Annotated in this window: 2 protein-coding genes; both read right to left on the bottom strand. The window is 76.8% G+C overall.

Annotated features, from left to right (window positions below; translation table 11 throughout):
• Window positions 1–189: 189 nt before the first annotated feature.
• Window positions 190–1,356, bottom strand: a complete 1,167-nt coding sequence (locus ACFPM7_RS25405) for an acyl-CoA dehydrogenase family protein (RefSeq protein ID WP_378250290.1) — start codon at window positions 1,354–1,356, stop codon at window positions 190–192.
• Between the two features lie 23 nt (window positions 1,357–1,379).
• Complete coding sequence (locus ACFPM7_RS25400; RefSeq protein ID WP_378250289.1) at window positions 1,380–10,568, bottom strand: type I polyketide synthase; 9,189 nt, start codon at window positions 10,566–10,568, stop codon at window positions 1,380–1,382.
• Between the last annotated feature and the right edge of the window lie 132 nt (window positions 10,569–10,700).

Below are 10,700 nucleotides of genomic sequence, written 5' to 3'. Positions count from 1 at the left end.
CGGTGGACGATTGCGCCGCAGGACGCGCGTCCGACAAGTCTCGACCGCCCGGCCCCGGGAAATCCCTAGGACTGATCGCCGCCGGGGAACGCCCCCGCCGACCTCGGCCCCTACCCCGCCGGTAATCCGTGCGAGGGTCAGAGCCGGTGGTCAGAGCCGGTGGTCAGAGCCGGTGGTCACAGCCGGTGGTCAGCGCCTGCGGTCGCCGGGGAGGACGTAGCGGCTGTAGAGCAGGTCGCGCATGACGTCCTCGCCGCCCTCGACCAGGGCTGTCCAGCGCAGGTCGCGGGTGAGCTTGCCGATGATGTGGTCGTTGGTGTAGCCGAGGCCGCCGAAGAGCTGCGACCCGGTGGAGGCCACCGCCCAGCCGAGCTGGCCGCAGGCCATCTTGGCCGCGAGCGCCGAGCGGGTGCTGCCGACGCGCAGGAACTCGTCGGCGGCGTCGGGGCGCGCCATGATCGCGTCGAACTCCGCGGCCGCCGCGCGGCACTGGTTGAGCATCAGGTCGATCTGCATCTCGATCTCGCCGAGCTTGGCGGCGAAGACGTTGTTGGCGGTGAGCCGCTCGCCCTTGATGGTCTTGGTGGCGGCGTAGGACATGGCCTCGTCGCGGACCCGGCGGGACAGGCCGATCGAGGTGGTGGCGATGAGGACGCGGCTGGCGTTGAGGCCAGCCTCCAGCACCCGGATGCCGTTGCCCCGCAGCACGTGCGACGCGGGCACCCGGACGTTGCGCAGGCGGACCTCGTAGGTCGCCGAACCGCGCATGCCGAGGACGTCCCAGCGGCGGACGACCTTGATGCCCGGGGCGTCCCTGGGCACGACGACGGCGCGGAAGTCCTGGTCGGACTCGGCGGAGCGGGTCACCACCACCAGGAACTCGGCGAGGTCGGTGTTGGTGGAGAAGTACTTGTCGCCGGTGATGATGACCGCCCCGCCGCGGCGGGTGCTGGTGGTCTCGGTGCGGCCCAGCTCGCTGCCCGCGGCGTCCTCGCTCGCCAGGGTGGCGCAGACCCCGCCGCTGCCCGCGAAGTCCGTCAGCAGCGGCTTGCGGACCTCGTCCTCCCCGTACAGGTGCACCATCGTGGTGGCCAGGATCGACAGGTACGAGGTGAACGCGAACCCGGCGTCGCCGTAGGACAGCTCGGAGACGATGTCGACGCCCTCGCGCAGCGACACCCCCGGCCCGCCGTACTCCACGGGCATCCACCAGTTCGCCAGCCCCGCGTCGGCGAGCCGCGCCTGCTGGGGCATCGGCGGCTCGGGCAACCCGTCGAAGTAGCGGTGGTCGGTCAGTTCAGCGGCGGCGAAGCCGCGGGCGGCGCCAGCCAGGTCGGCCGGGCGGGTGGCAGTCATCGTTCCCCCTGTCCTGACCTGGGTCAGGACAATCCGAGTTCGTTGTCCAGCAGGGCGAAGACCTCGTTGTCGGTGGCGACGTCGAAGTCGAAGTCGGTCGCGGTCTCCGGCCTTCCCCACCGGGTGCGCAGCAGTTCCAGACGCAGCGCGACCTGCTCGTGCAGTTCGGGATCGGGCGCCCCCGCGGCGCACAGCGCGTCCAGGCGGTCGAGTTCGACCAGGATCGCCGAGCGCTCCACCGGGTCGAGTCCCAGCCCGGCCACCAGGTGCTCGGCCAGCGCGGTGGGCGTCGGGTGGTCGAAGACGGCCGTCGGCGACAGCCGCGCCCCGGTGGCCGCGGCGAGCCGGTTGCGCAGCTCGACCCCGGTCAGCGAGTCGAACCCGGTGTCGCGGAAGGAGCGCCCGGAAGGCACCTGCTCCGCTCCCGGCAGCCCGAGCACCGCCGCCGCCTCGCCGCGGACGACGGCCAGCACGGCATCCCCGCGCGCGGCGGGCTCCATGCCCGCGATCCGCTCGGCGAACCCGCCGCCGCCCGCGGGCACCGCAGCCGCGGCCCGCCGGGTGGTGCGGCCCAGGCCCCGCACGGCCGCCGGGGCGTCGGCGGGGACGGCCGCGGGATCGATGCGGGTCGGCACCGGCGCCGGGTCCGCCCCGGCGAGGGCGGCGTCGAACAGGGCCAGGCCGTGCTCGAGCGCCAGCGGCGGGGTGTAGCGGGTGAGCCTGGCCAGGTCGCCCTCGGCGAGCCCGGCGGTCATCCCGCCCGCCGCCCACGGTCCCCAGGCCAGCGTCTGCGCGGGCACCCCGCTCGCCCGCCACTCCCGCATGACCGCGTCGAGGTGGGCGTTGGCCGCGGCGTACCCGGCCTGCCCCGGCGCGCCCAGGGTCCCCACGATCGAGGAGAACGCGACCACCCAGGCCAGGTCCGCCCCGAGCGTCGCCGCCCACAGCGCGTGCGCGCCGTCGGCCTTGGGTCTGCGCGCGGCGGCCAGGCTCTCCGGGGTGATGGCGGGCAGCACGGCGTCGTCCAGGACCCCGGCGACGTGCGCGACGGCGGTCAGCGGGTGCTCCGGCGGGATCGCCGCGAGCAGGTCGGCCACCGCGCGCGGGTCGCCGACGTCGCAGGCCGCGACGGTGACCTCGGCCCCGAGCCCGGCCAGCTCGGCGAGCGCGTCCGGCTCGACCGCCCCCCGCCTGCCGGTGAGCAGCAGCCGCCGCACACCGTGCTCGGCGGCGAGGTGCCGCGCCAGCGCCAGGCCGAGCCCGCCGGTGCCGCCGGTGACCAGGACGGTCCCCTCGGGCCGGGTGGCGGGCGGCACGGCCAGCACCACCTTGCCGACGTGGCGCGCCTGGCTGACGTGCCGGAACGCCTCCGGCGCCCGGCGGACATCCCATGTGGACACCGGCAGCGGCCACACCGCGCCGTCGGCGATGAGCGCGTCCAGGTCGCCGAGCAGTGAGGCGATGTGGTCGTCGGGCAGTTCCAGCAGGTCGAAGGCGGTGTACTCGACGTTGGGGCGCACGGATTCGCGGATGTCGGCCTTGCCCATCTCGACGAACCGCCCACCCGGCGCCAGCAGGCCGATGGAGGCGTCCACCAGCTCGCCCGCGAGGCAGTCGAGCACCACGTCGACACCCCGGCCGCCGGTGGCCGCGCGGAACCGCCCGGCGAACTCGGTGGTGCGCGAGGAGGCGATCCGCTCCTCCGGCAGCCCCATCGCGCGCAGCGCGCCCCACTTGCCGGGGCTGGCCGTGGCGTAGACCTCGGCGCCGATGTGCTGGGCGATCCGCACGGCCGCGGTGCCCACCCCGCCCGCCGCCGCGTGCACGAGCACCGACTCCCCCGGCTTAAGGCGGGCCAGCTCCACCAGGGCGTGCAGGGCGGTCAGGTGCACCACCGGCATCGCCGCGGCCGCCGTCCACGCCCAGCCATCGGGCACCCGGGTGACCCGCCGCCGGTCGACGGCCACGCGGGTGCCGAACCCGCCGGACACCAGCCCCATGACCTTGTCGCCGACGGCGAGGTCGGTGACCGCCGACCCGACGGCGACGACCGTCCCCGCGGCCTCGATGCCCAGCGGCCCCGGGTCGCCGGGGTACATGTCGAGCGCGGTCAGCACGTCGCGGAAGTTCACCCCGGCCGCCCGCACCGCGACCACGACCTCGCCCTCGGCGGGCTCGGGGTCGGCCACCGGGGTCAGGGCCAGCGAGCGCAGGTCGCCGGGTGTGTCGGCGCTCAGCCGCCAGTGCGGCGCGTCCGGCGGGGCGAGCACGTCGGCCGCGTTCTGCCGGACGAGCCGCGCCGCCCGCGCCACCCCCCGGCGCACGGCCACCTGCGGGTCGTCGGCGACCAGCACGGTCGTCGGGTCGTCGAGGTCGATGAGCAGGAAGCGGTCCGGCTCCTCCCGCTGCGCGGACCGGACCAGGCCCCACGCCGCCGCGGCGGCCGTGTCCTCCACGGAGTCGCCGGGGTCGGCGGCCACCGCGCCCCTGGTCACCACCGCGAGGCGGGTGCCCGCGGGCGGGTCGAGGCGCTGCCAGGCCTGCACCTCGGCGAGCACCCGGTCGAGTTCGTCGCCGCGCACCGGCAGCAGCGCGAGCGCGGTCGAGCACTCCCCCGCCGCGATCGCCTTGGCCAGCGCCTCGACGTCGGCGTACTGCGGGCCGACGGGCAGCCCGAACGGGTCGTCGCCCACCAGCACCGCGTCGGCGGGCAGCGGCGTCGCGGGCACCTCGGACCACTCCAGCCGGAACAGCGACGAGGCGTCCGGCCGCGACGCGCTGGGCGCGGGCCGCAGGACCAGCGACTCGACGGTGGCGACCGGCGCGCCGGTCGGGTCGGCCATCGCCAGCGCCACCGCGCCCGAGCCCAGGTCGCGCACCCGCACCCGCAGCGCCGCCGCCCCCTCGGCGTGCACCCGCACGCCGGTCCAGGCGAACGGCAGCCCGGCCAGGCGCGGCGGGTCGTTCAGGAACGCGGTGGCCTGCAGCGCGGCGTCGGCGAGCGCGGGGTGCAGCCCGTACCCGTCGGCTCCGTCCGCGCCGTCCACCGACACCTCGGCGAAGACCTCGCCGTCGCGGCGCCACACCGCCCGCAGCCCGCGGAAGGCGGGCCCGTAGGCGAAGCCGTCCTCGGCCATGCGCTCGTAGAAACCGTCGAGGGCGACCGCGGTCGCGCCGGGCGGGGGCCAGGCGCCGACCTCGGCGGGCGGCGCGTCCTCGGCGCTCAGCAGGCCCGCGGCGTGCTGGGTCCAGATGCCGTCGCGTCGCGAGTGGATGGCGAACGCGCGCTGCCCGGAGTCCACCGCGCCGACTGCGCCGACTGCGCCGCCTGTGCCGTCCGGACCGCCTGTGCCGTCCGGGCCGACTGAGCCGGGGCCGTCCACGACCACTCGGAGCGGGACGCCGTCGGCGGGCAGCGGCAGCGGCGCCGCGATCGTCAGCTCTGCCAGGACCGGGGCGCCGACCTGGTCGCCCGCACGCACGGCCAGCTCGGCGAACGCCGTCCCGGGGACGATCGCGACGCCGTTCACCACGTGGTCGGCCAGCCAGGGGTGCCCGGCCGCGCCGAGCCTGCCGGTGAGCACGACCCCGCCGGTGCCGGGCAACTCCACGGCCGCGCCGAGCAGCGGGTGCCCGGCGGGCTCCAGCCCCGCGGCCTCGACGTCGGCCCCGGCGGCGCTGGCCCAGTAGCGCCGCCGCTGGAAGGCGTGGGTGGGCAGGTCGGCCGGCCGCGCGCCGGTGCCGTCGAACACGGCCGCCCAGTCCAGCGGCACGCCGTGGACGTGCAGGCGCCCGAGCGCGGCGGCGAGCGCGGCGTCCTCGCCGCGGCCGCCGCGCAGCACGGGCACGACCAGCGCGCCGTCAACGGTCTCCTCGACCATCGCGGCCAGCGAGCCGTCGGGACCGACCTCCACCAGGACCGCGGCGTCGCGGGCGGCCAGCGCCCGCACGCCGTCGGCGAACTGGACGGGCTCGCGCACCTGCCGGACCCAGTACTCCGGATCGCCGATGACCTCCGCGTCGACCAGCCCCCCGGTCAGCGTGGAGACGATCGGCACGGTCGCGGCGCCCCAGCTGATCCCGGCGAGGACGTCGCGGAAGCTGTCGAGCATCGGGTCCATCAGCGGCGAGTGGAAGGCGTGCCCGACCCGCAGGCGCTTCGTGCGGTGGCCCGCGGCGGCCAGGGTGTCGGCGGCGGCGAGGACGTCGGCCTCCACACCGGACAGCACGACCGAGCGCGGGCTGTTGACGGCGGCGACGACGACCCGGCCGGGCACGAGCACCGACCGCACCGTCTCGGCGTCGGCGCGCACCGCGACCATCGCCCCGCCGGGCGGCAGCGCCCGCATCAGCGCGCCCCGCGCCACGACGAGCGCGCACGCGTCCGGCAGGCTCAGCACCCCGGCGACGTGGGCCGCGGCGATCTCGCCGACGGAGTGCCCGAGCAGCAGCTCCGGCCGCACGCCCCAGGACTCCAGCAGCCTGGCCAGCGCCACCTCGACGGCGAAGAGCGCGGGCTGGGCCATGTCGGTGCGGTCCAGCTCGGCCGGGTCGGCGCCGGAGATCGCCGCGCGCAGCGGGCGGCCGATGAGCGGGTCGATGTGCGCGCACACCGCGTCGAACGCGGCGGCGAAGACCGGGTGCCGCGCGGCGGCCTCGGCCCCCATCCCGAGTCGCTGGGCCCCTTGGCCCGCGAAGAGGAAGGCGACCTTGGGCGTCGTGACGGGCTCGCCGGTGACGACGCCGTCGGCGGGGGCGCCGTCGGCGAAGGCGGCCAGCGCGCGGCCGGGATCGGCGGTGACGACAGCCGCCCGGTGCCGGTGGTGGGTGCGCGCGGTGGCCAGCGCCAGCGCGACCCCGGCGGCGTCGCCGTCCACAGTGGATAGCCGGGCAGCCTGGGCGCGCAGCCCCTCCGGGGTGCGCGCGGAGATCAGCCAGGGCAGCGCCCGCTCAGTCGGCGGCGCGGGCTCGGGCTCCGGGTCGCCCTGCTCGATGACGACGTGGGCGTTGGTCCCGCTGATCCCGAACGAGGAGACCCCGGCCCGGCGCGGGCGACCGGTCCGCGGCCAGGCCCGCGCGTCGGCGACGACCTCGACAGCGCCCGATCCCCACTCGACCCGGCTGGACGGCGCGTCGAGGTGCAGCGTCGCGGGCACCACCCCGTGCCGCAGGGCGTGCACCACCTTGATGACCCCGGCGACGCCCGCGGCGGCCTGGGTGTGCCCGATGTTGGACTTCAGCGACCCGACCAGCAGCGCCGCGTCCCGCTCCTGCCCGTAGGCGGCCAGCAGCGCCGTCGCCTCGACCGGGTCGCCCAGGCGCGTGCCGGTGCCGTGCGCCTCGACGACGTCGACCTCCGCGGGACGCAGCCGCGCGGCGGCCAGCGCCCGTGCGATGACCGCGCGCTGCGCGGCCCCGCTGGGCGCGGTGAGCCCGTTGGACGCGCCGTCGGAGTTGACCGCGCTGCCGCGCACCACGGCCAGCACCCGCAGCCCGCGCCTGCGCGCCTCGGACAGCCGGGCGAGCACCAGCACGCCGACGCCCTCCGACCAGCCCGTCCCGTCGGCGGCCTCGGCGAACGGCTTGCACCGCCCGTCCGGGGAGAGCCCGCCCTGCTTGGCGAACTCCACGAACAGCCCCGGCTCGGACATGACCGTCACCCCGCCCGCCACCGCGAGGTCGCAGTCCCCGGAGCGCAGCGCCTGCGCGGCCAGGTGCAGGGCTACCAGCGACGACGAGCACGCCGTGTCCACGGTGATCGCCGGTCCGGCCAGCCCGAGGGTGTAGGCGACGCGGCCGGACAGCACGCTCGGCGTGGTCCCGGTGAGCGCGAACCCCTCGGCCGTGCCGGACGTGCGGTGCAGCGGCGGCCCGTAGTCCTGGGCCATCGACCCCAGGTAGACACCGGTGCGGCTGCCGCGCAGCCCGGCCGGGTCCAGGCCAGCCCGCTCGACGGCCTCCCAGGACACCTCCAGCGCCAGACGCTGCTGCGGGTCCATCGCGGTGGCCTCGCGCGGGGCGATCCCGAAGAACTCGGCGTCGAAGTCGGCGGCGTCGGGCAGGAACCCGCCCAGGCGTCCGGTCCCGGTGACCGCGGCGCTCCAGCCCCGGTCGGCGGGCATCGGCCCGACGGCGTCGACGCCGTCGGCCACCAGCCGCCACAGCGCCTCGGGCGAGTCGACCCCGCCCGGGTAGCGGCAGGCCATCCCGACGATGGCCACCGGCTCGTCCACGCCGACGACCGCGCCCACCTCGGGCGCGACATCCCCGGCGCCCGCCAGGTGCTCGGCGAGCAGCTCGGGGGTCGGGCGGTCGAAGAACACCGAGGTCGCCACACCCAGCCGGGCGGCCAGCTCGACCAGCATCGGCGAGTCGAAACCCTGTGCCCGCAGCGGCGTCCCGGCCTCGACCCGCGCCGCGTCGCGGTAGCCGAGGACGGCCGCGCACTCGGCGAGGACCAGCGCCCGCGGGTCCGGGGCCGACGCCCCACGAGCGGCGCGCTCGGGGAGCGCCCGGCCGGAGTCGGTCTGCCCGGAGTCGGTCCGCTCGGGCGCGATCGGCTCGGCGGCGAGTCGGTCCAGGTCGTCCAGCCAGTGGCGTTCTCGCTGGAACGCGTAACCCGGCAGCGGCACCCGGACCGCGCCCGCCAGCAGCGGCGACCAGTCGACGTGCGCGCCGTGCGCGGCGAGGGTCGCCGCGCCTGCCAGCACCTTCTCCAGCCCGCCCTCGCCGCGCCGCGTCGTGCCGACGACGACAGCCTTGCCCCCGGTGGTGTCGCGCACGGCCCCGGTGAGCACGGGGTGCGGGCTGACCTCCACGAACCGCCCGTGCCCCGCCTCGGCGAGCCCGGACACGACCCCGTGGAAGTCGACCACGCCGCGCAGGTTCCGGTACCAGTACTCGCCGTCCAGCGTGGTGGTCTCCACCGGCCCGCCGGTCACCGTCGACCAGAACGGCACGCTCGACGCCCTGGGCGCGACCTCGGCCAGCAGCCTGCCCAGCCGGTCCTTGAGCCGGGTGACCAGGTGCGAGTGGGAGGCGTAGTCCACCTCGACGCGGCGGGCGCGCCCGCCCTCGCCCATGGCCGCCACGAACTCGTCCACGGCGTCGGCCGCCCCGGTCACCACGACCGAGCCCGGCCCGTTGACCGCGCCGACGGCGAGCCTGCCCGCCCACGGCTCCAGCAGCGCACGGACCTCCGCCGCGGGCAGCGCGACCGACACCATCCCGCCGTCGCCCGCCAGCGTGTGGGCGATGAGCGCGCTGCGCAGCGCCACCACCCGCGCACCATCCTCATAGGACAGCGCGCCGGCCACCACGGCGGCGGCGATCTCCCCCTGGGAGTGCCCCACCACCGCCGACGGCTCGACCCCGAAGGAGCGCCACACCGCCGCGAGGGCGACCATCACCGCCCACAGCACCGGCTGTACGACATCGACCCTGTCGTACCCCGGGGCGCCGTCGGCGCCGCGCAGGACGTCTTCCACCGAGTAGTCCACGAACAGCGACAGGGCCTTGTCGCAGCGGCGCAGCTCGGCCAGGAAGGCCGGGACGTCGAGCAGGTCGACCCCCATGCCGATCCACTGCGAGCCCTGCCCGGGGAACACGAAGACCGGTGCAGGACCCTCGGACGCGACACCGCGCGCCAGCCCGGGGGACGGCAGCCCGTCGGCCACCGCGCGAACCCCGGCCATGAGGTCGGCGGTGTCCGATCCGACGACGACCGCTCTGTGCGGCAGTGCTGTCCGCCGGGTCAGCGAGTACGCGACGTCCCGGGCGGACAGTCCGTCGAGAGTGGACGCCAGGCGGTCGGCTTGGGCGCGCAGCGCTTCGGCAGTGCGCCCGGACAGGGTCCAGGCGACGAGTCGGGTTCCGGCGAGGTCGGGGGCGAGTGCTGTGCTCATAGTTCCACTGTGACCACCGGCTTCCGCCGCCGTCATCCCGAGTTCGCCTGCCTGTGGACAACTCGGCCCAGCGGACAGCACGAGGTGGCAGTTCGTCCCCCCGACGCCGAACGACGACACCCCCGCCAGCCGCTTCCCACCGGGCCCGACCGGCCACGGGGTGGCCTCGGTCGCCACCCGCAGCCCCCAGTCGTCGAACCGGATCGCCGGATTCGGCTCGGTGAAGTGCAGGCTCGGCGGCACGGTGCCGTGCGCCAGCCCGAGCACCGACTTCAGCAGCCCGGTGATCCCGGCCGCACCCTCAAGGTGCCCGACGTTGGTCTTCACCGACCCCACCAGCAGCGGCGCGTCCCGCCCGGTCCCGTAGACCGCGCCCAGAGCCTCGGCCTCGACCGGGTCGCCCACCTTCGTCCCGGTGCCGTGCAGCTCGACGTGCCCGACGGCGGCGGGGTCGATCCCGGCCCTGGCGCAGGCCGCACGGGCCACGGCCGCCTGGGCCGCCGCGCTCGGCACGGTCAGCCCGGTCGCGGGCCCGTCGTTGCCGACCGCGGACCCCTCGATGACCGCGAGCACCGTGTCGCCGTCGGCGAGCGCGTCGGCGAGGGTCTTGAGCAGCACGAGACCGCCGCCCTCACCGCGCACGTAGCCGTTGGCGCGCGCGTCGAAGGTGCGGCACCGGGACTCCGGCGACAGCGCGCCGAAGCGGGCCACCACCTCGGCGGCGTCGGCGGCGAGGTTGAGCTGGACGCCGCCCGCCAGCGCGGCCCGGCACTCGCCCGCGAGCAGGCTGGCCGCCGCCATGTGCACCGCGACCAGCGATGAGGACTGACCGCTGTCCACCGAGGCGCTCGGCCCGGTCAGGCCGAAGAAGTGCGAGATCCGGTTGGCCGCCGCGGCGCGCGCCAGGCCGGTGAGGGTGTGCGGCCCGAGCGCGCCCGCGCGCCGGGTGAGCACCGCGTAGTCGTCGGCCATCGCGCCGAGGAACACCCCGGTCGCCGTGCCGCGCAGTTCCTGGGCCGGGATGCCCGCCTGCTCGACGGCCTCCCACGCCAGCTCCAGCGCCAAGCGCTGCTGCGGGTCCATCGCCGCGGCCTCGCGCGGGGAGATGCCGAAGAAGTGCGCGTCGAAGGTGTCCGCGCGGTCGAGGAAGCCGCCGACGCCCCGGCCGGGCACCTCGGCCACCGCGTCGCCGCCGCCGACCAGCAGCCGCCAGAACGCCTCGGGGTCCGGGGCTGCGGGGAGCCTGCACGCGATGCCCACCACCGCGACAGCGGTCGGGGCGCTGCTACCTGCGGGGGTGTCGGTCACGGCGGGGCTCCCAGCGGTGGCGCGCGGCGCGGACCCGGGGGGCGCCCGCGCCGCGCTGTCGGCGGGTGGGGTCCTCCAGTGTGGTCGTGCGCAGCGGGGTCGGGGCCGCGCCTTCCTAGGGCTTTCCCCAGA

Source organism: Actinokineospora guangxiensis (assembly GCF_042657845.1).
Taxonomy (GTDB): domain Bacteria; phylum Actinomycetota; class Actinomycetes; order Mycobacteriales; family Pseudonocardiaceae; genus Actinokineospora; species Actinokineospora guangxiensis.
The sequence above is the reverse complement of the archived record's forward strand: the minus strand, read 5'-3'. Positions and strand labels throughout refer to the sequence as shown.

Bases quoted from the DNA above. Each gene is read 5' to 3' on its own strand.
- ACFPM7_RS25405 (WP_378250290.1), bottom strand. From the start codon at position 1,356: ATGACTGCCACCCGCCCGGCCGACCTGGCTGGCGCCGCCCGCGGCTTC.